General features: G+C 54.0%; 20 protein-coding genes. 8 read left to right on the forward strand and 12 right to left on the reverse strand.

What is annotated here, in order from left to right; genetic code table 11:
• Positions 1 to 61: 61 nt before the first annotated feature.
• Together JK223_RS02575 and JK223_RS02580 are read left to right on the forward strand one after the other, a co-directional pair.
• On the forward strand, positions 62 to 2,575 hold the full coding sequence (locus JK223_RS02575) for a TonB-dependent siderophore receptor (protein WP_212712954.1): 2,514 nt from the start codon (positions 62 to 64) through the stop codon (positions 2,573 to 2,575).
• Between the two features lie 60 nt (positions 2,576 to 2,635).
• Entirely contained in the window at positions 2,636 to 5,401 is a 2,766-nt protein-coding gene (locus JK223_RS02580; RefSeq protein WP_212712662.1) for a M16 family metallopeptidase, read from the forward strand.
• Positions 5,402 to 5,463: 62 nt separating this feature from the next.
• Here JK223_RS02580 and JK223_RS02585 read toward each other — a convergent pair whose 3' ends face one another.
• The 7 genes from JK223_RS02585 to JK223_RS02615 form a co-directional block, all read right to left on the reverse strand.
• Positions 5,464 to 6,357, reverse strand: a complete 894-nt coding sequence (locus tag JK223_RS02585; protein WP_212712663.1) for a MurR/RpiR family transcriptional regulator — start codon at positions 6,355 to 6,357, stop codon at positions 5,464 to 5,466.
• Between the two features lie 12 nt (positions 6,358 to 6,369).
• The gene (locus tag JK223_RS02590) at positions 6,370 to 7,317 is read right to left on the reverse strand and encodes an iron-siderophore ABC transporter substrate-binding protein (protein WP_212712664.1); all 948 of its coding nucleotides are present in this window, start codon (positions 7,315 to 7,317) and stop codon (positions 6,370 to 6,372) included.
• A 15-nt stretch (positions 7,318 to 7,332) separates the two neighbouring features.
• Positions 7,333 to 8,385, reverse strand: coding sequence for an iron ABC transporter permease (locus JK223_RS02595; protein ID WP_212712665.1), 1,053 nt, complete (start codon positions 8,383 to 8,385; stop codon positions 7,333 to 7,335).
• Positions 8,382 to 9,407 carry an iron ABC transporter permease gene (locus JK223_RS02600; protein WP_212712666.1) on the reverse strand — a complete coding sequence of 342 codons (1,026 nt, stop codon included), beginning with the start codon at positions 9,405 to 9,407 and terminating at the stop codon, positions 8,382 to 8,384. Before JK223_RS02600 ends, JK223_RS02595 begins: the two co-directional genes overlap by 4 nt.
• The gene (locus JK223_RS02605) at positions 9,407 to 10,207 is read right to left on the reverse strand and encodes an ABC transporter ATP-binding protein (protein ID WP_212712667.1); all 801 of its coding nucleotides are present in this window, start codon (positions 10,205 to 10,207) and stop codon (positions 9,407 to 9,409) included. The genes JK223_RS02600 and JK223_RS02605 overlap by 1 nt, the downstream gene beginning before the upstream one ends.
• A 579-nt stretch (positions 10,208 to 10,786) precedes the next feature.
• Complete coding sequence (locus JK223_RS02610) at positions 10,787 to 11,083, reverse strand: AzlD family protein (protein WP_212712668.1); 297 nt, start codon at positions 11,081 to 11,083, stop codon at positions 10,787 to 10,789.
• On the reverse strand, positions 11,080 to 11,796 hold the full coding sequence (locus JK223_RS02615; RefSeq protein ID WP_212712669.1) for an AzlC family ABC transporter permease: 717 nt from the start codon (positions 11,794 to 11,796) through the stop codon (positions 11,080 to 11,082). The genes JK223_RS02610 and JK223_RS02615 overlap by 4 nt, the downstream gene beginning before the upstream one ends.
• A 503-nt stretch (positions 11,797 to 12,299) precedes the next feature.
• Here JK223_RS02615 and JK223_RS02620 point away from each other — a divergent pair.
• On the forward strand, positions 12,300 to 13,172 hold the full coding sequence (locus JK223_RS02620; protein ID WP_249213443.1) for a LysR family transcriptional regulator: 873 nt from the start codon (positions 12,300 to 12,302) through the stop codon (positions 13,170 to 13,172).
• 375 nt (positions 13,173 to 13,547) lie between these two features.
• On the opposite strand, the gene JK223_RS02625 is transcribed toward JK223_RS02620, so the two are convergent.
• Positions 13,548 to 14,450 (reverse strand): LysR family transcriptional regulator, encoded by a 903-nt coding sequence (locus JK223_RS02625; RefSeq protein ID WP_212712671.1) that lies wholly within the window; start codon positions 14,448 to 14,450, stop codon positions 13,548 to 13,550.
• A gap of 525 nt (positions 14,451 to 14,975) precedes the next feature.
• On the opposite strand from JK223_RS02625, the gene JK223_RS02630 reads away from it, so the two are divergent.
• Both JK223_RS02630 and yajD read left to right on the forward strand, forming a co-directional pair.
• Positions 14,976 to 15,536 (forward strand): GNAT family N-acetyltransferase, encoded by a 561-nt coding sequence (locus tag JK223_RS02630; protein ID WP_212712672.1) that lies wholly within the window; start codon positions 14,976 to 14,978, stop codon positions 15,534 to 15,536.
• 521 nt (positions 15,537 to 16,057) lie between these two features.
• Entirely contained in the window at positions 16,058 to 16,405 is a 348-nt protein-coding gene (gene yajD, locus JK223_RS02635) for an HNH nuclease YajD (protein ID WP_212712673.1), read from the forward strand.
• 206 nt (positions 16,406 to 16,611) lie between these two features.
• On the opposite strand, the gene JK223_RS02640 is transcribed toward yajD, so the two are convergent.
• The 3 genes from JK223_RS02640 to JK223_RS02650 are packed head-to-tail and all read right to left on the reverse strand — an operon-like array spanning position 16,612 to position 18,919.
• A complete protein-coding gene (locus tag JK223_RS02640) occupies positions 16,612 to 17,487 on the reverse strand; it encodes a GNAT family N-acetyltransferase (protein WP_212712674.1) in 876 nt (291 codons plus the stop codon).
• A 12-nt stretch (positions 17,488 to 17,499) separates the two neighbouring features.
• Positions 17,500 to 18,267 carry an amino acid ABC transporter ATP-binding protein gene (locus tag JK223_RS02645; protein ID WP_212712675.1) on the reverse strand — a complete coding sequence of 256 codons (768 nt, stop codon included), beginning with the start codon at positions 18,265 to 18,267 and terminating at the stop codon, positions 17,500 to 17,502.
• Between the two features lies 1 nt (position 18,268).
• Entirely contained in the window at positions 18,269 to 18,919 is a 651-nt protein-coding gene (locus JK223_RS02650; RefSeq protein ID WP_212712676.1) for an amino acid ABC transporter permease, read from the reverse strand.
• Between the two features lie 441 nt (positions 18,920 to 19,360).
• On the opposite strand from JK223_RS02650, the gene JK223_RS02655 reads away from it, so the two are divergent.
• Genes JK223_RS02655 through JK223_RS02665 form a run of 3 tightly spaced genes read left to right on the forward strand, consistent with a single transcriptional unit; the run spans position 19,361 to position 22,857 of the window.
• Positions 19,361 to 20,836 carry an aldehyde dehydrogenase gene (locus JK223_RS02655; RefSeq protein WP_212712677.1) on the forward strand — a complete coding sequence of 492 codons (1,476 nt, stop codon included), beginning with the start codon at positions 19,361 to 19,363 and terminating at the stop codon, positions 20,834 to 20,836.
• Positions 20,837 to 20,875: 39 nt separating this feature from the next.
• Entirely contained in the window at positions 20,876 to 21,487 is a 612-nt protein-coding gene (locus JK223_RS02660; RefSeq protein WP_212712678.1) for a helix-turn-helix domain-containing protein, read from the forward strand.
• A gap of 41 nt (positions 21,488 to 21,528) precedes the next feature.
• Positions 21,529 to 22,857 (forward strand): FAD-binding oxidoreductase, encoded by a 1,329-nt coding sequence (locus JK223_RS02665; RefSeq protein WP_212712679.1) that lies wholly within the window; start codon positions 21,529 to 21,531, stop codon positions 22,855 to 22,857.
• A gap of 1,104 nt (positions 22,858 to 23,961) precedes the next feature.
• On the opposite strand, the gene JK223_RS02670 is transcribed toward JK223_RS02665, so the two are convergent.
• The gene (locus tag JK223_RS02670) at positions 23,962 to 24,777 is read right to left on the reverse strand and encodes an ABC transporter substrate-binding protein (RefSeq protein WP_249213444.1); all 816 of its coding nucleotides are present in this window, start codon (positions 24,775 to 24,777) and stop codon (positions 23,962 to 23,964) included.
• Positions 24,778 to 24,938: the final 161 nt, after the last annotated feature.

The following is a 24,938-nucleotide window of genomic DNA, read 5'->3' on the forward strand; positions in this document are numbered from 1 at the left end:
TTTTATCACTTAACTTCTTTGGGAATACTTCGTGGGAAACAAATTAACCTATATCGCGGCAATGGTTTTATTGCCGGGAGCGGCGTTCGGCCTGGAAAATCCCCCCGCTGATACCACGGCGGAGGAGCAGACACAGGAAGACACTATCCTGGTACGCACGACACCGACCAGTCAGTCGATGGGAACGCAGATACTCGATAAAACACAGATAAATCAGTTCCCGACCGGAAACGGAAGTGTGCCGGAGTTACTGAAACATAATCCCGCGGTCCGCTTTGCTAATACCACCGACAGCAGCACTACCCCTGGCGAAATCGCCCCGGAAAATGTCTCTTTCCACGGCGAAAAATTTTATAACAATAATTTCACCATTGACGGTCTGTCGAATAATAATACGGTGAATCCCGGGGCGAATGGCGGCGAATTCTCTGCAACTCCGGACGGCTATTCTCCCACCGACCTGCCCGCGGGCGGAACGCAGTCATTCTGGGTAAATTCCGAACTTATCGACCAGTTGGAGGTATTCGACAGCAATATCTCGGCGAAATATGGCGGATTTACCGGCGGTGTGGTCGATGCCCGGCTGAAAGATCCGCAAACCGGACGTGCCTCCGGCCGGATAGCGTATCGCACAACCCGTTCATCCTGGACACGGTATCATACGGATGCGAATGAGACAGAAGACTTTGATACCGCGACCAGCCTGACCCGTCAGCCGCAATTCAGAAAAGAAACCTACTCTGTCTCGGTTAACCAGCCACTCAGCGATAACGCGGCGTTGCTGTTCGCCTATAACCGTCAGGAATCGACGATCCCCTATTACCAGAGTTACCTGGGGGAGTGGAGCAACCAGAAACGGCTGTCAGAAACCTATTTACTGAAAGGGACCTATCTGGCCGATAATGGCGACACACTCCGCCTGACCGGGATGTATTCGCCGCATTCTTCGGAATATTATAAAGCCAACGTTAAGAACGGTGCCTTTACCAATACGGGGGGCGGCTACCGTCTGAATACGGAGTGGGAACATCTGACCGGCTGGGGGAAAGTGACCAGCCTGGCGGGTTATCAGTATGAACAAAATAAAATTTCTCATCAGTCAGATCAGTTACTCACCTGGTATAAATCCTATGCTTCGGCAGGTTTTGTGTCTGATGCTATTGACTGGGTCAGTTCACCGGCCACTAAAAATTACCAGACATCTTTGATTGGCGGTTACGGCACCTATTCCACAGAGAAACGCACTCTCACGCTGAAACAGGATTACGAACTTAACCCGCTGATGTCGGGGCCGGTGGCACATCAGATTGATGCTGGCTGGGAGATTGACCGCTACACTGCGCGGTATAAACGTTTTAATGATGTCACCCTGTCACGGGGGGTGGCAACGGTGGATACCGGGGTTGATTGTCAGTCCGGTGATAGTTACTGCATCAATGGTGAGCAATATTTTAAGAACCTGACGGTCTATCCGGCGCGGGAGGTTTCTGCCAGTTATACAGATTATGCAGTCTATATGCAGGACAGCATGAGCTTAGGCAGGCTGGAAGTCACACCTGGCGCCCGTGCTCAGTATGATGATTTCCTTAAAAATCTCACCCTGGCACCGCGTCTGGCCGCGTCTTATGATCTGTCGGATGACCATTCCACCCGACTGTTTGGCGGAGCTAACCGCTATTACGGCCAGAGCCTGCTGGCGTATCAGTTACGCCAGGGGATCAGCAGCTATTCGGTACGCACCCGCAGCAGCGCCTCCGGGGCCTGGAGTGAGGGAGGGCTTAAGACTGCCTCCATTGATTATGCCACGTCATCCCTGAAAACCCCTTACAGCGATGAGTTATCCCTGGGTATTTCACAGCGACTACTGAACTCGGTATGGACGCTAAAATGGGTTAACCGTCAGGGTAAAGATCAGTTTGGCCGACAGACGGTAACGAATGATGCCGGTGAGCGGGCTTATATTCTGGCTAACAATGCCAGAACCCGTGGTAATACCTTTTCACTGACCGGCGAGCCTGTCAGTCCGAAAACCTTTTCCTGGGGAGAAATGCGCTGGTCGGCGGGGGCCAGTTATACAAAAAATAAATCCAGCTCACAAAGTTATTACGATGTCAGCGATACCGATGACAATAAAGTGATCTTCGGTGGCCGGTTAATGGATAAAGGCGAAATGGATGCGCTGGATTTCAATACTCCCTGGACGGCCTTCGTGAACCTGAATACTTATTTCCCCGCGTTACGGCTTAACTGGAACCAGAACCTGGGCTACACCGCCGGATATCGTGGCTACACCACTACCTCCGTCAGTTGCCCGGCAGAAGGCAGCGTCTGCGGAAATTATCAGGGTGATGCCACTCGTTATGACCAGACCCGGTACAAAGATTATTTCTCATATGACTGGCATTTCAGTTACCTGCAACCGACCTACGGCCAGCAGAGTCTTGAGCTGACGCTCGATGTGATTAACGTACTGGATAATGTTATCGCCGCCTCTCAAACCACTGGCAGTAGCAGTAAAACGGTGACGTATAAAACAGGTCGTCAGTTCTGGCTGGGTGTGGCTTACAACTGGTAACCGGCTGATGGGCTTACGTGAGAGTGATACCGCAAGGCTGCGGCAAAGGATAATCCGGGAATGAAAAAGATGAAGTGGATAGTGTTTTTTTTGTCAGTGTTTGCAAGTTCATGGGGAGTGGCAGGGGAAAAACTCAGCGGTTTCCCCCGCATTACTGAAGGTCAGCTGGCGAATGGTTTCAGCTATACCCTGGTGCCGATGGCAGGCTATCAGCACCGGGTGGATATCCGGCTAAGTGTCGATGCCGGCTCACTGGATCAGCTGGCGAATGAGCCTGCGGTGGCGCATATGGTCGAGCATATGGTGTTCCGCGGTAGCCGGCAGTATCCGCAGGGCGTCGCCAGCCTGTTACAAAGCCAGGGCTGGCAACGGGCCCGCCAGTATAATGCCATGACGAACTATGAACGTACGCTGTTTATGATGAGCCCGCCCGACGGCAGTGCCGGTATTCCGCTGGCGATGACGGCGCTGAGTCAGATGACCGGGTCGGCCAGCATCACCGACGCGGATTTAAACAGTGAGCGGCAGATTATTCTGGAGGAATGGCGGGGCCAGTTAGGGGTTGCCAGCCGCATGAATCAGCAGCGGGTTGCTGCTCTGCGGGAAGGATCACGGTATCCGTCCCGGCCACCGATCGGCGATGAAAAATCGATTCGCGAGACCGGGGCGGAGGCACTGCGTCAGTTTTATCAGCGCTGGTACCGGCCGGGAAATATGCGGTTGCTGATCATCGGAGATTTTGATGTGCAGCAGGCACGGAAATCCATCACCGACGCCTTTCAGGGCATGGCGGCCGCGCCGGTCAGTGCCAGAAACTACTATGAACCGGTGCTTGCAAACCAGCTGCGGGTCGTCCGGCTACAGGACCGTCAGAGTGGTAATAGTCAGGTCTCACTGGTGACCCGGTTCCCGTCAGGGCCGGACACCACGCTGACGCAGCGTCTGGTCAGCCAGGTAGCGCTGCAGGTGCTGACACGTCAGTTACAAACATCGGGCCAGGACGATCAGGCCCCCGGCAGTCGTATCATTGTCCGTAAATCGGCCATTGGCAGAGAGAGCCAGGCACTGGGATTATTTGTGGATGTGACGCCGGGTCAGCATCAGCAAGGTCTGATCCGTTTACTGCGTGAACGTGAACGCTTTCTGCGCTATGGCGCCGACCCTGCTGATATTGCTGAAGAACGGCAGGCGATCCGTGAGGCGGCGACAGCCATGGCTGCCCGGCCGGCGCAGCGTGATTTTAGTGGCTGGGTCCGCGAATTGTCTGTTCGCTGGGAACAGAAGCAGCCGTTTACCGACAGTCAGCAGCGGGGTAAAGCCATCCTTTCGCTGACGGACAGCATCACTGACGCGCAGGTGAATCAGCAGATCACAGACTGGCTAATGGCCAATGATCAGCTGGTACAGTTTGGGATCCCGGGAAGCCGTACCGCCAGACTGCCGGATCCTCCGGAGGTGCGCCGGCAGATGGCACAAGTGGCGGCGCTCCCGTTATCACCCTATCGCCGTCCGCCTGCTACTGTATTACCACAGCTTCCTGCATTCACCGGGGCAGGTTCCCTTAACGGGCTGAAAATCTATCCTGAACAACAGACCCGTCAGTGGACGCTGAGTAACGGCGACACCCTGGTCTGGCTGAAAACACCGCTGGCGAAAGACCGGGTCTATCTGTCTGCTACCAGTCCGTCGGGTTTTATGATGCAGGGGCTGGATCGCTGGCAGTCGCAGCTTGCCGGCCAGATGATTAAGCAGAGCGGCCCGGCGGGGTGGGGGACCGCTGACTTCGGCCGCTGGAAAAAAGAACACTCGGTGTCGCTGCTGATAACCCAACAGCCGGACGAATTACAGATTGATTCTGTCGGTACCGCGCGGGATCCCGAAAATCTGTTGGCTATCAACCATCAGATTCAGGTTAATGCCGGGATCGATCCTCAGGTGCGCAGCGAAAGCATGATGCAACTGCTGCGTCAGCAGGCGACCCGGGATCAGTCTGACCAGCAGGATCGTGACTTACAGATTTACCGGTTACGTTACAAACTGCCGGACACGGGAGCCGCGGCGGATACCGATCGGTTGAGCAGAACAGAAAACAGTGAATTTCTGCGGCAGTGGCAGCTGACGGTCAGGGCACCGATGACCTGGTATTTGGTGGCCGACGATGTGCCCAACCTGGTGCCGCTGGCGGCCCGTTACCTGGCGACCATCCCGCGAGGCAAGCTCCGTCGACTGACCCGCGAATTACCGGCCAGTGGTTATGATGATTGGGTGAGTGAAACGAATGCAGAACCGCGTGCGACGGTCAATGCCTGGAGTTTTAGTTCGCGCCGCTGGTCCCCGGAAGACGCTGTCCGGCTGAACGTTGCACAGAACCTTGCGACTCAGGCGTTAAAAGTCAGCCTGCGTGATGATGCGCTGGGGGTTTACCGGTTGCGCTTCAGCAGTACACTGAACGATCGCCATCAACGGATCGAGTCCGCGCTGAGTTTTACCACGGCACCGCAAAGAGCCGGGGAGTTATGGCAGCGTGCACTGCAGGTCTTCAGACAACTGCCGTCACAGATCACACCGCAGCAGGTAGAGGAGCAACGTCGGCAGTTTGAGAAGGCGGAAGAGTCACGCAGCGGGGACATTTACAGCCTGCAAAAGCGTCTGATCCTCAGTTACCGACACTACCATGATCCGCGTTACCTTACGGAGGTCGCAGGGCTGGCAGCAGCCATACAGACAGATAAGGTGCGGGAAATGGCTGAGTTACTGGTTAATCCATTGAATATGAAAGTGTTTATCGGCTTACCGAAGCCGGTGACGGAGGACAAGGGGCCGTAAGGCAATGATGCCGGCCGGCAGAAGGTTGCCGGCCGGCACGGTCCGGGTAACCCCTCCCGGGGTCAGCGTTTATGGCTGCCGGGTTTCAGGCCGCGATGTAATTCCTGCATACGTTTCATCGATTTTATCGTGCGCTGAGAGGCTGAGGATGCGACGGATAATACCAGCATCTCCAGGCAGACCAGCACCGTACCGTGTAACGGGATTTTACCGTTTTCCCCGCCACGCGGAACCTGGATCACTACATCTGCTTCCTGTGCAAACCGTGAGTCCATCGCGTTAGTCAGCAGGATCACCGGATTCCCCAGCCGCCGCGCTTCCCGCAGTGTAGTCATGCCTTCCCGGTGTGCTGACTTCTGGGCCATCATGATCAGCACATCGCCCCGCTGCAGAGTCAGTAGCTGTTCAGCAAGGCCTATTCCCGAACGGTTAAGCGCCACACAGGGCAGACCGATGCGGTTAAATAAGCGGGCGGCATATTCGGCGAGGATCCCCGAGGCATTAATACCGAAAATGGCGGCCTGCCGGGCGTCCAGTAACAGTGAAACCGCACGCGACAGTGCAATGCGGTTTTCCGGAGAACCAAGCACTTCGCAGGTATGTTTATGGCCTTCAAGAACGAAATCAATACCCGACTGAATATCACAGGTGAACTCACTCACGGTAGAGCTCATTTTATCGGTGGAATTCATCACCGGTTCAAACCATAACTCCAGGGTTTTTTTCAGATCACGTAAACCGGCGAACCCCAGCGCCTGCACCGCACGGACCACCGTGGCATCGGAGGTGCCGGTGGCTGCCGCAATTTCCAGTGCAGTCGCTTCCAGTACCGTGGCACGGTTTTCATTAATATAATAAAGAACACTCTGCAGGCCGGCAGACAGTTGGGGGGCCCGGTGACGTAAACGTTCCCCGTAGACATCCACCCTGTGTTTATTCTTCTTCTGTTCTTTCATCGTTCATTCCGCTTATTTCGCGCCAGAGACAGCCAGCCCTGCGATCTGAGACTGAACCACGGCAGCCATCAGGCTGAGTGCGGCAAACGAATTCGAAATGGCTTCTTCGCGGGAGACCATCACATAGTGGCCCTTCTGGCAGGCTGTCAGGAAGTTACACCAGCCCGGCATCACGGCATTCATCGCCGCGATTTCATCGGCCGGCGAACCGCCGGTATCACCCCGCCAGGTATCGAACACCAGATCCGCATCCAGGTCCGGCAGTCGCTCGGCACTGACATTCATGCGGCCATCTTCAGGAATATTATTGATCAGGGCAGGGAAGGTCAGGCCGGCATCACGCAGTACTTTCCCCAGTGAATGGTAGCTGTGCATTACGGTAATTTTACCGTTATTGGCCTGCAGGACGGAGACGGTAATTTTACGACCGCCGATGGTCTGTTTCAGTTGACTGATTTCATCCTGATACCGTGCTTCCAGTCGTGACAGTTGAACCTGTGTGCCGGTCAGCTGTGCCAGCTTACTGTAAATCCGTGGTGCGCCGCCTTTCAGATGATCAATACTGACGGTCGGGGCAATCTTTTCAAGCTGATCGACCGGGGTATTACGGCCGGGTTCGGTAATGATCAGGTCCGGTTTCAGTGCAGCAATTGCCTCGATATTAATGTCCGAGGTACCGATAAAGCGGATACCGGAGTCAGTGTAATCAACACCGGTTAACAGTCGCGCTGATCGCAGTGTATGAGTGCCGTCCGGTAATGTTCGTCCGTGACTGCCGACCGGGAAAACCCCCAGCTCAATGAGCGGAATAGTAATGTCCAGATCATGCAGTGAGATGATCCGCTTCGGATGCAGCGGTACCGTTACCGTACGTCCGCTATCGTCGGTGAACTGCTGAGTTTGCGGCGCAGCAATGACAAAGGTGCTGATAAATAACAGCAAAACAGAAAGAATACGCATAATCATCCTTACAAATCAGAATTTATCCCGGCGTTGCCAGAGCAGTAGCAGGAAAAACGGACCGCCGAGTAACGAAATGACGATACCGGCAGGTAACTGTAATGGGGCAAAAGCCAGTCTTCCCACATTATCGGCCAGTAAGACCAGCACGCCACCACAGACGGCACTGCCACTGAGCAGTGCGGATTGTCCGCCCCGGAACAACATACGTGACAGGTGCGGGGCCATCAGCCCGACAAAACCGATACTGCCGACACAGGAAATACAGGTGGCGGTCAGAATGACCGGCGCGATAAACCTCAGCAGGGTTAACTGAGATAACCTGACACCCAACCCGGTCGCGGCGGTATTTCCCAGTAAGGCAATATCTGAAGCACGGGCGGTGAGAAACAACAGTAATATGGCCGGTATGCCCCAGCAGAGGGAGATGACTAACAGTGGCCAGCTGACCGTATTCAGGCTGCCCGCCATCCATAACATGACGGTCTGAACCTGACGGACATCGGCGGTAGTCATAAAAACACCGATGGCGGCCGCAAATATCCACGAAATTCCGATGCCTATCAGAATAAAACGGGGCCGGGAAAAATCTCTGCCCAGCACAACCACCAGCGCCGAGACCAGCAAGCCACCGGCCATCCCGGTGACCGGTTGCCAGAGCATACCTGCGGCCGGGAAGAACAGGATCTGCGTCAGAACCACAATACTGGCGCCTTCCTTTACCCCCAGCAGTCCCGGGTCCGCCAGTCCGTTACGGGTAATGGACTGCATCGCCGCCCCGGCCATTCCCAGCATTGCGCCGACCGCCACAGCCATCAGTAACCGGGGAAGCCGGACGCCTGTGACGATAAACAGAGAAGGGTCATGCACCTCCTGCGGGTAAAACAGCGCTCTGGCGACACCGGATACCGGTATCCGCAGGCTGCCATGAGTAATACCAACGATCAGTAACAGGAAAATCAGCAGCAGAAAAAATGCCAGCCGGGCAAGGAGGGCGGGCCGCAGCAGAACAGACCACCGGCCCTGACGGAGTACTCTCCAGCCGACGGCGCGCAACAGGTGGCTCATTTAAAAAACCTCGAGGCAATAAAGATAAACACCGGAGCCCCGGCGAGGGCGGTCATTACGCCGGTCGCCAGCTCCTGAGGAGCTATCAGCGTGCGCGCGGCAATATCGGCAACCAGCAGAACCAGCGCGCCGCACAAAGCACAGCACGGGATAGCCTTACGTACATCTTCAGTTATCAGCCGTCGTACCACATTCGGGACAATCAGCCCGACGAAGCCTATCGGCCCGGCCAGAGAGACAGCCGCACCACTCAGTAAGGCAATCGCGAAAATGGACAACATCCGGGTACGCCGCAGATTGACCCCTAACCCGCGGGCCAGGTGATCCCCCAGCGCCAGGGCGTTCAGCGAAGGGGCCAGCCATCCCGCCAGCAGGACCGCCAGGGCTATCGGAATAGCCGCTGCCTGTATTCCCGGCCAGCTAAGTCCGGCCAGATCACCGGCCAGCCAGGTGCGCATATCCATCATGGTCTGCTCATCCAGTAACAGTACCGTGGCGGTCAGTGAAGATGCGAAAGCGGACAATGCCACCCCGCAAAGTGTGACCTTCATCACCGTCAGCCCGCTGCGTCCGGCGGAAGAGAAGAGGATCACCAGGCCGAACAGCAAGGCAGCACCGGCCGCCGCGACCAGTGGCCGGATACCCGGCAAGGTGAGCCAGCTCGCGCCACAAGCCATACTCATCACCACGGCCAGTGCCGCCCCGGCATTTAAGCCCAGAATATGAGGCTCCCCTAAGGGATTGCGGATCACCGACTGTAACAGCAATCCGGCAACGCCTAATGCACTGCCAATCAGTAGTGCGGCAACCAGACGTAACAGCCGGAGTTCAACCACCACATGATGATTGAAATTGCGGGGATCATACGCGAACAGCGCCCGGACGACCGTTTCCGGTGCGATATACCGGGCGCCGATCGCCAGATCAATGACTGAACAGACGGCCACCAGCAAGCCCGTCAGCAGCAGACTTAGCAGGTAACGGGACTGACGAGGGCGGAACAAAGGGACGGTCCCGGTCATTATTGTGAACTCTTCATCGCAGGAAAGGGCATAAAGAAGGGTTTGCCGGTGTGCGGGTTGACCGACATCTGGACATCCAGATCAAACACGGATTGGATCAGCGCCGGGGTACAGGTGGCTGGGTCGTCGGTGACGGCACACAATCTGCCCTGTTTCATAAATACCAGAGTATCTGCATAGTTGACGGCAAAATTCAGATCGTGCAGCACCATGATCACCGTCCGGTGATGATGCAGGGTCAGGTCACGCAGCAATTCAAGGATCTCAACCTGATAACGCAGATCGAGAAAGGTCGTCGGCTCATCCAGCAAAATTGTCGGGGTCTGCTGGGCGAGGGTCATGGCTATCCAGCATCGCTGGCGCTGGCCGCCGGAAAGGTTCTCTACCTGCTGATCTGCCAGAGACTCCGTCCCGGTCAGACGCATCGCTTCGGTCACCGCCTGCTCATCGGCTTCTGACCATTGGCGCAGGAATCCCTGCCACGGGAACCGGCCCCGGGAGATCAGTTCTGCGACGGTCAGTCCCTCTGGCAGCAGCGGGGTTTGTGGCAGAATTCCCAGCTGACGTGCCACCTGACGGGCAGGTTGCTGATGAATCGCCTTGCCATCCAGGATGACCTGTCCGGCATGCGGGGTGATCATCCGCGCGATGCTGTTGAGTAAAGTGGATTTTCCTGACCCATTAGCACCGGCCAGTATGGTCATCTTGCCTGGCGGAAGGCTCAGGCTGATATCATCAATAATTATCTTTTTCTGGTAACCGGCACGCAGGTTCTCGACCTGTAAACCTCGTTTATCCATGGTAGGGAGCCTGCTGTGGCATGTTAACTCCTGCGTCAGACCCGGAACACAACGCCGGTCATCGGAACGCAAATAGTAATAAGTATCATTCTCCCTGCAATTTTGCGTGGCTGCTATGTAGTAGTCAAGCAAAATATAGGGTTATCAGGTCACAGGCCGGTAAAGAGGTGATATAACGATATTTACACGGAGAATATGTAATTAATTTATAAATCAGTGTATTAGATAAAAATGAAACGGAAGAGTCAGGCAAAAAATGCGTATAATACTGTAGCGAATCACTGTAAAAACCCGGTGACTACTACATTGCTATTTATCCGCAGTGCCCCGCACACCGATGATAGTGTGCAGAGTGGTATCTTAATATCGTCCTTTTTTATACTGTGTGGCGTCCCCTGCCGGGATGTTTATCTTCACCCGGCCAGTCTGTCGTCTCAGGGTTTTGGGGATGGTCGCTGAGCGCTGCCGGTGCCGGTACCGGTTTTTACCCCGGGTTGCTCTGTGAACTCATTTCGCGGGGCTGCGTGCTGGCCTGGCGGTGCCTGCGCTCAGCCACGGGGCAGGACACCTGCCCCCGCGTCACGGCAGCAGGTACTGCAGCAGCGCCAGGCTGGCCATCGAAATTACCAGCGTCACCAGCATCGGAAAGCGTTGGGCGCAGGCAATGGCTATCAGCATCGCAAGGGTCCGTGCCGGACCGTTTGAAAAAAATCCGGGCGCAATCGCCGACACCATCACACACCCGGGGGCGATTTCCAGTACATGCTTTGCACCGGCACTAAGGTGGCGTTTACGCAGTAACAGAAATCCCAGCACCCGGGTCAGATAGGTGGCCAGTGCCATGCCGGTAATGGTGAGTATTGCCTGCCAGGTCATACCCCCCTCCGTGCCTGCAGCCAGGCCACCAGCATGCCGCTAAAGGCGCCGGCCAGCACATAGCTGTAACCCGGTACCAGGATAAAGGTAGCCGCGGATACCAGCAGACTGGTACACCAGGGCAGTATCGTCTGATTTCCCCGCCACATTCCTTTCAGCAGTACGATAAATATTGCCGGGAAGGCCATCGCCAGACCCAGTGACTGAATATGGTCCTGCACCGAGGGTAAAAGATAGCCCGCCAGCGAAAACAGTACCCAGACCGGATAGAACGGAAAACAGACCCCGAGATAATAGGCCAGCGGCAGTGCTTTTGCGTCGGGCATTCCGGATGCGTTTCTCACCGCACTGGCATAGCTGACAGCCCAGCCTTCGTCGCCCATCAGGAACAGTGCCGGTAGTATTTTTCTCAGTGGTAAATGTTTCAGGTAGGGGGCAATCGCGGCCCCCATAATGATGTGCCGGCTGTTGATCAGAAACGTCAGCATCACAATCGTCAGCACTGGTAGCGGCGCGTGCCACAGACTGATGGCGGCAAATTCAGAACCTCCGGCAAAGTTCATCGATGTCATCAGCCCCAGTTGCCAGGGAGGGATCCCCTGACTGGCGGCCTGAATACCGAGGATCACGCCATACGGGGCCACCGCCAGCAGTAACGGAATAGCATCTTTCACCCCACGGCTGAACGAAAGGCTGTGCTGATGCGTGGTCATCGTTCCGCCTTAGCAGAGTCTGCCAGCAAGCTGATACCCGATAGAGATGTTCCGGCGGGAGAGGCAGGCTGCTGATCTTCCGTGCCGGAACGGAAACGTCCGTAAATGCCCGGAAATTCCGGCGCGGCTGAGCCGTCAGTCATGGGTAAGACACTCACTGAAAACGCTCCTCTGTATAAAAATAAAGTACTCACTGCCGGCCGGCAGGTGCTGTTCACCCCCTGAACTGTTCCTCTAAGCCTCCGGTGCTGCACTCTCCTGCGAGGCAGGCCGGAGAACCCCGGCGGACCGGCCTGATCCCTTGAGTGTAAATGCCGGGCATCAGCGACGGGCTGAGGTGCTTTGACGATCAGCATCAGTCGCTGATATCGCGAAGATTATCTCCGCTGTCTGTGCCATCATTGCGGCACTTCTGCGGGGGTAAGGCATTCTTGCACAGGGCTTGTGATTACAAAATCGAGTGTTTAGCATGGATATCATCACAAAACCGGATGGTGCCGGCCATGGATCTCAATATTCAGAAATACAAGGCATTTATCAGCGTGGTCGAGTGCGGAAGTTTTACCCGCGCCGCCGAACGTATCTTTTACTCCCAGTCGGGGATCAGCAGGATGATCAATGACCTGGAAACCGAATGGGGAGTGTCGTTATTCGAACGCAGCAGGCAGGGAGCCAGACTCACCCCGGAAGGCCGTCGCCTGTTACCCTTTGCCCGTGGTGTTTATGAAAGTTATGGTCGTCTGCAAAGCGAAGTGGATGCGCTGAACGGGTTGCAGTCAGGGACGATCAGGGTAGGGACGTTTTCCAGTGTTGCCGTTCACTGGCTTCCTGCCCTCCTGAGTGAGTTCCGTCAGCACTACCCGGATATCATCTTCGAATTAGTGCCGGGAGACTATCGTGAAACGGAGCGCAGAGTACTGGAGGGCCAGGTGGACTGTGGATTTACCCGCCTGCCTGTCCATTCCTCGCTGGAAAGCCTGTTTCTGCATCATGACCCCTATCGGGTCGTGATGCCGGACGACCATCCGCTCGCAGGATTGCAGACCGTTCCGCTAAAGGCATTATGCGATTATCCCTTCCTGCTGCTGGAGAAGGGCAACAATAATGAGATATCAGGGATCTTTGCTCAGCATCAGTTGGATCTGCAGGTCAGATATACCCTGTGGGATGACTATGCTGTGATGGCGATGGTTGAAAAAAATCTGGGGATCAGTCTGTTACCGCAACTGACGCTGCAGAATATCCCCTATCGGATCACGACACGTGAAACCGAACCACTGACCGGCCGGGATATCGGACTTGTGTATCGCGATACAAAAACGCAGTCACGGGCGGTGAAGACTTTTATCGGTTTCCTGAGCTCTTTCCGGATCTGACACCTGAGATCTGGTTGAGGGGGCAGGCTCGCTTGCGTTGGCAGAGAGCCGGCGACGGACCGCCATGGAGGGGTAAACGGTCATCAGGCATCATTTTCTGCGGCGGGTCTCCGGGCCGAAAGACGTTAGCAGATCCCCGACAAGATATTCTCTCCCGTGGGTCAGGCCTGAATCTGGCCTGCAGCTTCCCCTGAACTGACAAGGATACGGGCGGCCAGCCGGTCAGCTCGCGGAAACGGGTGTGCGGGTGACAAACGATTTGACGATCGGCAGGGCGGCAGGAGGGATTTCGGGCCGCAAACCGTATCCCTGAAGGGAAGCCGTACCGGCGGGAATTCGGCCGGTGGTGTTAGAGTGGATCATACCGGCCTGACATCAGAGCCCGAGGGAACGTAAAAAAAGGTCGAGGATGGCGTTGGCACGGTGGCCTTTACGGGTAGCAGCCGCGATGGTAGTGGTAAAAAACATCTCCTCCGGATGGATAGCCCGCATCATATCCTTCTCCAGCCAGGCATTCGCATAATGATCGGGCAGGAACCCGACAAACTTACCGGTGAGGATCAGGAAAGCTATCCCTTCCCGGTCAGTCGCGGTGGCATTGCAGTTGAGTCGCTGGTGCAAACCGATAGTTTCTGCGGTCATCCGGTAACCGGGAGCGACGGCATCCACGCTGCTGAGACGGGCGCTGTCAACATTCCCGGCCGTCCCGAACAGCGGGTGGTCGTGACTGCAGTAGAGGCTGGATTTCTCTTCATAGAGCGGATAGTAGTTGAGTGTCGAGAGCGGGGTGATCATCGGCAGTGCGCCGGCGTGAAGGCGGCCGTCCATCAGGCCTCTTTCGATCTCCGCCGGTGTACACATACTCAGATTGATGCGTATTTCCGGGCCACGGGTACGCAGCTCCTGTAACGCTTCGGTTATCCGCATCATCGGCTGTGTCACCAGATTATTTATAATGCCGAGCTTGAATTCACCACGGATCTGCTCATGCATCTGATTGACCTGCTGGCGAAAAAACTCTACCGAGGTCATCATGGTTTCACTGAGACGCAGTATCTCTCTTCCTTCATCGGTCAGAGAGAATCCAGCCCGTCCGCGCTGACACAGCCGCATCCCTAATCGCTGTTCAAGGTCACCCATATGTAAGCTAATCGCGGAACGGGTGATCCCTAATAATCCTTCTGCCGCAGAAAAACTGCCACATTCAGCGACCGCTTTAAAAATTCTTAGCAGCCTGAGGTCAAAATCGGTCACCTGGTTGAGTGTTTTTTTCTTCATTTACGTGAGTAATCTGATATCTGAAGGAGAGTTACTATTGATTTAACCTGCGAATCGGTGAATTGCAACCGGTTTTAGGATAGCGGCGATGGGGGAACTTCGTACTCAGCCCGACCGAAGAATCACTCACAATATTTTCCTTTTTTAAAACATGATGTTATTAATTTATATTCGGCAGCCCCTCGCAGGTGACTCTGAGTGGTTCCGTGACTTTGCTGCCGGCGGATTTCCTGGTACGGTTCAGGGAACCGCGATGACAATCCCTGAGGCGGCTTTCCGGCTGCCGTCATCGCAGGTGATCTCCGGCGTGGCGGAAAAGATGACGGGAACCCTTCCGCCCGTTGTCGCGATATAAACCGGACCGCCGGGCATCTCCTGTTGTGTTGCCGGGGGGGCTGTTGGCCAAAGTGCATAACGACCCGGCGGGAATTTTATATGGCTCCCCGGGCAGGATTGCTTTCGGAAACGCTGCCGCAGAAAAGCTTATACCCGATACAGAACCATCACCTGAGACAGGAGTCTGCTATGCCGATACCCGTACTGGAAACATCCCGATTATGGTTAACCCCGCTGGTCAGTGAAGATGCGCGGCAGATCCAGCAATGCTTTCCGCGCTGGGAGATCGTCCGTTATCTGGTGAATACAGTCCCCTGGCCCTATCCGGAGGACGGTGCAGAGTTTTATGTGAATTCTATTGCGCTGCCGCAGATGGAAAAGGGACAGGCATGGTGCTGGACGGTACGCCGAAAGAGCGCCCCGGAAGAACTTATCGGGCATATCTGTTTATATGATATACCCGATAATAACCGCGGCTTCTGGCTGGTGCCTGAATATCAGGGGCAGGGCTATATGCGTGAAGCCAGTATTGCGGTAACCGATTACTGGTTCAACACCCTGAAACGGGACGTTTTACGGGCACCGAAAGCCGCGGATAACCACCGTTCCCGGGTAATCTCAGAAAACAGTGGCATGCGGCTTATCCGGACGGAAGAGAAGCACTATGTCAGTGGCTGGCTGATGTCTGAATTATGGGAAATCACCCGTGATGAATGGAATTCCCGTGATCAGAGCCCGGAGGCCCGGTGATTTAACCTCTGCCGGCGCAGGGGGGTATGACTGCCGCTCACGGACAGGTCAACCGGTGGGGCCAGACATCGACCCGGAGGGGCTGACCCCGGGCCGGTGCCGCAGTATATTTTTATCATCGCGATAATGGCGGCGATATATTAAATTCCTTTCAGTAGTGATATCCGCCGGGGTACCTTCACCGATGGCAGGCAGTGACTGAATACCGTCCCTGGTTGCTGTGAACGACACTTACCCTGTGCTTATCTATGTTCTCGCTGCTATAAATGGTGAACCACGGTATATAAGGGGGAGGGTAGGTCGGATTCCTATGGTCACCGGCAGGTCGGCGGGATCAGCACGGTTGCGGTGATAAAAAGAGAAGACAATCCTGAGTTTGTTAACGGCTCTGTGGTCAGGTTATCGTTTACCCGTGTAGAATAGCCACATTCAGAGAGGGGGCTGCTTCTCAGCGGAAAAGAGCACCGGCTGGCTTCAGCAAAATCCCACATCGTCTTTTTTGATAACAGGTAACAATGGCAATGGCTTTTATTCCAAAAAACTACGCGCGGCTGGAAAGTGGCTATCGTGAAAAAGCACTTAAAATTTATCCGTGGGTCTGCGGGCGTTGTTCCCGGGAGTTCGTTTATTCCAATCTGCGGGAATTAACGGTTCACCATATCGATCACGATCATACCAATAACCCGGAAGACGGCAGTAACTGGGAATTGCTATGTCTGTATTGTCACGACCATGAACATTCGAAATATACCGAAGCCGATATCTATGGCACCCGCGTTGTTGCGGGCGAAGATGCACAGAAAGATATGGGTGTGGCGACCTTTAACCCGTTTGCCGATTTAAAGTCGATGCTGAATAATAAGAAATAGCCCGGCCCGGTGGCGGGATATATCTTTCCTTCTGAGGGCCGGTTCAGCCAGTACAGAAACATGCGGATCCCCGGCCGTTATCTTCCGTGGCTGCCTGTCTGAAGGAAAAGAGAGTTAAACCCGCAATATGAAATATACAGGTTCATCGGCATCTTGCGCAGTCCGGGCTGGCCGCTGGCTCACCCGGAAACATCCGGGGCTGGCTTTCAGCCTAAAGACTGAGTGACGATAGCAAAATTTGAACATCCGGTGGGCTCTGCAGGCCGGCGGCCTTTATCCATCACTCGCGGAATACTGACAGAGGTGAATCCGAGGGCTTCAAGCCAGTGTGCCAGCGGTGGATTATCCGTAATATCAATGCGCAGAAACAGACCGGTGGCAGCGGAAAAAAGTTGAGAAATCAGAATCTTCGCTTGCTCTGTATTGGCGGCAGCGACCGGTCCGATAACGACACCCCGGCCAAACTTCCGGCATGCGGCGAACCCGGTGATCTGCTGTTGCTTATCCAGCAAAACTATCGTTTTTATTCCCCCGGCAAGGATTTGGCCGATCACTTCAGGACGAAACAGGCCGGTGGCGAGTGTATCAAGTGCTGTCAGGGATCCCTTATCTGACGGATACGCCAGACGAACCGACAGCGTTGCAGGAATAGCGCACGCCTGCAGCTGCGGTAAGGGATTGATCTGGTACTGAGTAATCATTCCGGTGTCTTTAAAACCGAACTTTTGATAAAGCCCTTTACCCATAGGTGTGGCGTGGAGACGCACCTGATACCCCTCCAGGCAGGACATTATTTTGCTCATCAACAGAAACCCGATACGTTTCCCCTGCCAGTCAGGAGACACAATCACCATCCCCACGGTGGCTACACTCTCCCCCCAAAGCCAGTAAAGTGCGCAACCAATGACCCTGCCATCAATTTCGGCAATCCACCCTTGCCCTGACTGAAATATAAACTGCCAGTCTTCAGGGCGATGTGACCAGCCCACCCGGGACGACAGCCGGTGAGCGGCAGGTAAATCCCGGGAGGTCATTTCGCGAAGCTGTAATGCATCCCCGTCAGGAGTGGTCACCAGGGCCATCAGTCTTCCTTATCAGGCTATTTTTCTGCATGTCTCACAGCGCACCGGACGCGACCCCCCGAGGACCCTTTTTAAAAATTCCTGCGTCCTCGGTTCCTGTGGATTACCTAACACTTCCCCGGACGGCCCCTGCTCGATAATGCGTCCGCCGTATAAAAAACAGACTCTGTCCGCCACTTCACGAGCAAACTGCATTTCATGAGTGACCACAATCATAGTCATTCCTTCATCCGCCAATGTGCGCATAACCTGTAATACGTCACCCACCAGTTCGGGGTCCAGGGCAGAGGTAGGTTCATCAAACAGAATCGCTTTTGGATTAAGGGCCAGTGTTCTGGCAATGGCGACACGTTGTTGTTGTCCCCCGGACAGTTGGGCAGGCCATGCGGATAATTTATCAGCAAGTCCGACCAGCCCGAGTAACTCGATAGCACGCTTTCGGGCGGTATCCGGGGACTCTCCGTTAACATGAACCGCACCTTCCATAACATTTTCCAGTACCCGGCGATGGGGGAATAAATTAAAGCGCTGAAACACCATTCCCACCTGGCGTCGCAGGTCGTTTATGCTTTTATCTTTGCTATTGACGCGTTGCCCCAGAACGTTGATTTCTCCTCCCTCATAGGTTTCTAATCCATTAATACACCTTAATATTGTCGACTTGCCGGAACCTGAAGGGCCAATCAGACAGACCACTTCCCCTTCTGCAACGCTGAAGTTTACACCGTTGAGCACTTCAATCTGGTCAAAGCGTTTATGGACATCTTTAATTTCAATCATCTCAGACCCCTTTCACTCGTCGTGCTTCCAGTCGTTTGGTCATCGCCATCAGAGGCAAACTCAGCGCCAGATAGAGTAGCGCGACCAGAGTATAAACAGTGGTATTGTCAAACGTTGATCCTGCAATCAATTGTCCCTGACGGGTTATTTCTGTCACCGCGATGGTGGATGCCAGAGCCGAATCTTTGAGCATCATCAGCAGTATGTTGCTATAAGGAGGTAATGCGATATGAAAGGCCTGAGGAAGGATCACCCGGCACATTGCTTTCCCGAACCCCATTCCCATTGAACGCGCAGCTTCCAGCTGTCCACGATCCACCGCTTCTATACCGGCGCGGAATATCTCAGCAATGTAAGTTGAATAACAAAAGGCTATGCCGATGACACTGGCTTCGAAAGAGGTAAGGGTGATACCTACGTCCGGGAACACGAAATAGACATAGAACAGCACCACAATCATAGGTAATCCACGGGTGATATTAATAATGATGGATACCGGCCAGTGGATGATTCGCCAGGGGCACATTTTTCCTGCTGCCCAAAGCAGCCCAAGAGGGGTACTGATGACCAATGAAATAATAGTGATATAGACCGTCATCTCTGCACCTTTTAGCAGAAATGGCAGATAGGTATGAACATTACTCCAATCCATATGTCACTCGCTCTGTGTTTGGTCTCTGGTGGGCAGGAAAACTCCCGCGTAATTCATTTTAATGAATATCATTGGATGCCGGTGGTAAGTCAATCGCTTTGCCGTCTCATATCATAGGGTTTGCTTATAAGCATTTCCGATAAAACTCCGCAGTGGTTTGTTTTTATATTGTTCATTTTCAGAGTGTTGAATTGATTTCCAGCCTGGTGGTTTTTTATTGCCAATCCTCTTGACAAAGAGAATGTCGTAAATTCATTATAATGAATATTAGGCGAGGGTTTCGCCATTGAGTTCAGCGCCGGTGCATAGCCTGATGCTGATCTCCGGATACGAGAGGGTAGCGTCCGGAAAACATCCGGGTGAACTGAAGAAAACACACCGTCAGAATTTGAATCAATGCATGCGGATAACATGCTCAGGCCTAATCCAGGGGACTTTAAAATGACGACAGACTTCACTCCGGAAAACGTGCCAGTCCCGATGGGTCATTACATCGGCGGTACGTTAGTTTCCCCTGCCGGAGAGAGACAAATTGAGGTTAATCGTCCCTCTGACGGCAAATTTTTTGCCTCTGTCCCGGATGCGGGGACAGACACGGTTGATAGTGCCGTCTGCGGGGCTTTACAGGCAGCAAAAAAAAGCGGCTGGTCCACCTGTGCTCCCCGTGAACGGACCCGGGCGCTTTATCGCTGGGCGGCATTGATTGAACAGGATGAACTATTGCTGCAATTAGAAGCCGCCTGTTCAACCCGCCCTGTGACTCTGGCCAAAAGCACTGATGTGGCTTCTGCGGCAGAAACGATCCGTTTTTTTGCCGAGCTGGCGGATAAAGCCGGTGGCGAACATTACGCTACGCGCCACTCGGCGCTTGGGTTTAGTACTGCTGAGCCCTATGGTGTGATTGCTGCGATAACCCCCTGGAATTTCCCTTTATCGATGGCTGCCTGGAAGTGTGGTCCGGCGCTGGCTACCGGCAATGCGATGGTCATTAAGCCCTCTGAAATGACCCCTTTCTCAACGGTACGCCTTGCTGAGCTTGCTGTGTTAGCCGGCATCCCCCCGGGCATTCTTAATGTGATTCATGGATTGGGGGCGACAGCCGGTGCACAACTGGTTGCTCACCCTGCGGTAGGAAAGGTCAGTTTTACCGGCTCGCCTGTTACGGGGGCTGCAATTATGACGAATGCCGCGAATAACGGAATTAAGCCCGTGACTCTCGAACTCGGGGGGAAGAGCCCTCAACTGGTGTTTGAGAAAGTGAATGATTTGGCGCAGGTGGCCCGTTGTATCTCCGATGGATTTACCGGAAATGCGGGTCAGGTATGTGTCGCCGGAACCCGTTTAATCGTTCATAAAAATATCGCCAATGAACTGATCGGGAAAATCCGGCAGAATATTGCCGGCTGTCAGCCAGGTTTAACGTGGAACAGTGCCAGTCGCTATTCTCCGATCATCAACAAGACACAGGCAGATAAAATCCATGCCTTAGTGGTGACTGCCCGTGAACAAGGGGCAGAGATCCTTACCGGCGGGACATTCTTTACGGAGACCGGAGAAGGCGCATTTTATCGTCCGACGTTAATTTCGGGGGTATCGAACGATATGGATGTGGTCTGTAAGGAAATATTCGGCCCGGTCCTGACGATACAAACCTTCACCGATGAGGAGGAGGGGATTGCCCTGGCTAATGATTCTGTGTACGGGTTGGCCGCCGGTGTCTACACCCGTGATTTTTCGCAGGGAATGCGGGCGATTAAAGCTATCGACGCGGGGACTGTCTGGGTTAACCGCTATGGGCGAAGCCAGGATTTTATCATTCCGACCGGTGGATTTAAAATGTCAGGTATAGGGAAGGACCTGGGCCGTGCTGCGATGGAAGCCTGTCAGCGCCACAAAAGCGTGTTGATAGATTTTTAGCGTATCATGGTAAGAGACATATTATCAGGGTAAAAATGAATGACTAAAGATAGCGAGGGGAGTGAGTCTCAGGTAGCGGATTCACTTGAGGCTGATATCGGATTGCGTTTGAGAAAATTACGCAAGTCCAGGAATCTTACAATCAGTGAGCTGGCTGCCCGCGGGGGAGTCTCAGCCGGTGCTATCAGTCAGATTGAAAGAAATCTAAGTAACCCGACAGTGCGGATACTCGAGCAATTGCGGGTTGTATTAAATGTCCCGCTCACTGCATTTCTTGACAGTGAGGAATACGATCCACCCGGCGCGGAACACTACGTCAGACGCTTACAGGACAGGCCCGGCTTTCATGTGGGTAAACGAGGCATTGCGAAGGAGTTATTGTCACCAAAAGGTGACCATCAACTGCAATTCATGATGATCGACATCCCCCCTCAGATACGTTCAGATGAAGTTCTTACAGGGCAGGGTGAGAAAGCAGGATTAGTCATCGAAGGTGAACTAACGCTGGAGATCGAAGGTAACACGACCATTTTATATCCGGGCGATAGCTTCCAGTTTAAAAGCAGCCTCAGGCACAACGTATTTAACCATACCCACTCAGGCGCGAAAGTCCTGTGGATCATGCATATTCAGCCCGAAAATCACTTATAACCTCTGTTTATAATTTACTGACTGATATTGAGGAAAACTTCATGCGCGTAAAAGTGGATACCGTGGCGAACAGTAAGACCTTTCCGGAGCAGGCGGATGTAGTCATCATCGGTGGCGGTATTATCGGTACCTCAATATGTTATGAATTAGCGCAACGGGGGGTCTCTGTCGCATTATTTGAGAAAGGATGTATAGGCGGGGAACAATCAAGCCGTAACTGGGGATGGGTCAGGCAACAGAATCGCGACTTATTTGAGCTCCCTCTGGCGATGTACAGCCTGCAACGCTGGGAGTCACTGAGCCAGGAAATAGGGATTGATCTCGGTTTTCGCCGTACAGGGATCCTTTACGGGACGACCCGTGAGTCTGATATGGCTAAATGGGAAGCATGGGGACAAAAAGCGAAAGAAAAAGGTTTTTCCAGCCAGCTACTCACGGCCAGCGAGGCACAGAACAGAATTGGCGGAGCATCCCCCTGGATTGGGGGAGTCTGGTCACCCACCGACGGGCAGGCAGATCCGGCAAAGGCCGCGCCTGCAATCGCCACGGGGGCACAAAATGCCGGGGCGAATATTCAGCAGCAATGTGCTGTCCGTGGGCTGGATGTCAGCGGCGGAAAGGTTACGGGAGTCTGGACCGAAAGAGGATTAGTCAGGGCGAACACCGTGATCTGCTGCGGTGGGGCGTGGAGTTCACGGTTGTGTCGACGCCACGGTATTGAGTTACCGGCAGCGAATATTCTGGGGACGGCGTTTAAAACCACGGTTGCTGCAGAGATCTCGAAAGGCTGTCTGAGTACCCCGAACCTGGCGTTGCGCCGCCGGCTTGATGGATCCTATACCGTCTCAATGCCCGGGCGGGGCCGCATGGATCTTGCTCCACAGAACCTCCGCTACGCGGCAAAGTTTTATCCGATGTACCGTAGTAAACTGGCGAAAAAGCTGAAAATCCGGTTAAACAGTTCTTTCTTTGATGGCCCTGAAGCTGCCGGTTCCTGGTCTTTTGACGGTCTTTCTCCTTTTGAAAAACACCGGGTGCTGGACCCGCTGCCGGACCAAGAGATCCTGCAGATGGCAATCGCTGAAATTGAACGCGAGTTCACCGCATTAAAGGGGATAAAAGTTGAAAACAGCTGGGCCGGATGGATTGATACTACGCCGGATCTGGTTCCGGTAATTTCTCCGGTCAGTCAGTTACCAGGTTTTGTGGTTGCCTCCGGATTTAGCGGCCATGGTTTTGGTATTGGTCCGGGCGCTGGCCGGCTGGCTGCCGAAATGGTGACCAACGATACGCCTTTCACTGACCTGGCTCCCTACCGGCTTGAGCGTTTCAGCGACGGTAGTATTATCCGCCAGCCAGAAATGATGTAATCCCTCAGCAGTACATTCCTGCGGCTGGCAGACTTCCGGGGCGGGTACGGCGGGTTCTGAGCAGGGGGTGTCAGGCCGTGAGCGCAGGTTTACACGAGTTTTGTGGCATGCACTGACGGTGACTTCCTGGCACTTTGCCAACGGACAGGTGGCCGCTAATGTCAGTCTTTCGCGCCCCCGGGCTCCGCGAGCGATGCTGGTTTAGCGGGACGCGGTGAGACGGGAAGCATTGTCCGGAGATACTCTGTTCAGCCGATGCCGAAGCGAGGCTCTATCCGGCTCGCCGACCCGGCCCTCGTCATCAATACCTGCCGCGAAATATTCCTCCCTCCCTACGAATTCATGCTAAAAGAATGAGAGCGGTGATACGGGTTTCCGGAAACTTCCTGAAATCACGGGGATACCCCTCATTATCAGGAGTAATACGCCAGCGGGCAGTGCGTTAAACGATCAGCCTTCCGGTTTTGCAGGCAGGTTTTCCGGCCCCGACAGATGAAATGAGTCTGCCGTCAGAATTGACTGTCCGGCCTGGCTAAGTAACGCAGAAACCCTGCGCGTAAGCAGCAAGTATGGCAGGCAGGGGCAGTTAAAAACATGCTTAAATTCGGCCGTAACGGAACGGAGAGTGAAATTCAGAAGAGTGTTCCGGGGAGTTATAAGCCGCCTGCGCCCCGATAAATCAGCAGATTAGTTGTCGCGGATAAAGGTATATGAAAGCGAAATGCATGATTCCACTCTCGCTGATCATTGACGCTGATGTCACTGATCACTGACAGGTAACGCGGCAGTGCCGGGCGGCTACCTAAGATATTCATCAGATTCGTATGCCTGTTGGCCGGTGATAACAGGGAGCAGAGACAGGCCCGCAAAGGCACTCACTGCTCTCCGTCAGGACTGTACATTGCCTTATATCATCTGCTGCAATGAGGGGGGGGCCGGCCGAAGGCCACAGGGGCGATGACCGCATTGGCCGTCGCAGATGAGCAGGGTCTCTTCCGGTAAAAAAGAGTCCATGCCTGAACACGAACCCTTTTCTGCACTGTGGCGGGCGGAGGCAGGAATTCAAAAATTACTCCACGCAGCCCTCGGCCGCATTAATCACATTCAGCCCGCGTAGTATTTCATACCCCATTTACTGAGGATCTTCTGAAGTGAGCCATCGGCTTTCATACTGTCGATAGCCTTATTCACCTTCATAACCAATGCATCATTGCCTTTACGGAATGCAAAGGCAATAGGGTCGACCTGAGTCGGCTGATAACTTTCAACCACATGCATTCCTTTAAGTGAACCGGCGGCGGCTTCCCCTTTGATAATCGGATAGTCGTCTATCCCTACCGATATACGACCTAACTGTACATCTCTGGCAAGATCTGCCGGACTTTCATAGTATTTTACTTCTTTGGCGACATGCATGGCAGCAATGCGCGGACCATAATCTGCGCCAGCCATAATCCCAATCACTTCACCTTTGAAATCCTGCGGGGTTTTGTATTGTTTCTTATTATCGTTGCGTGCATAAATACCTTCACCGAGGCTGGTGATATCTTCAGAAAAGTCTACCTTCGTTTTACGCTGGGCTGTCGGCGACATTCCGGCGACGATCATATCGATCTTATTGGTCAGTAATGACTGCAATAACGCAGAAAATGGAATGGCGTTAAAAGTCAGTTTAAATCCTGCCCGGCGGGCAACTTCAGTCGCAATTTCCGGCATATAGCCTTCAAACTTACCGGTGGTGATATCCAGAAAACAGGCAGGCCGGCTTGAAGGGGTGGAACCTGCAGTTAGTGTCAGAGTATCTGCAGCGTGCGCAATATTGACTCCGGTAAACACCAGGGCGCCGGCCAGCATTAACCGTGACGTGTGGTATTTAGTTTTGTTTTTAATGACGGCTGCAACGGAAGAATAAGACGACATCACCATTTTATAATCTCCTGCAAGTTAGACAGCATCGTGAGAAATGCGTTTTTGTAAGTCAGGTCCGGCGGGGATACCCGGTCCGGCCGCGTTTATACCGGCCCAATACTTTCGCCAGGTGTCAATTTCTGTGGCCCGGACCCGCCAGACTTCTTATTCCC

The sequence above is a fragment of the Tatumella sp. JGM118 genome, assembly GCF_018257515.1.
In the GTDB taxonomy this organism is placed as follows: Bacteria; Pseudomonadota; Gammaproteobacteria; order Enterobacterales; family Enterobacteriaceae; genus Tatumella; species Tatumella terrea.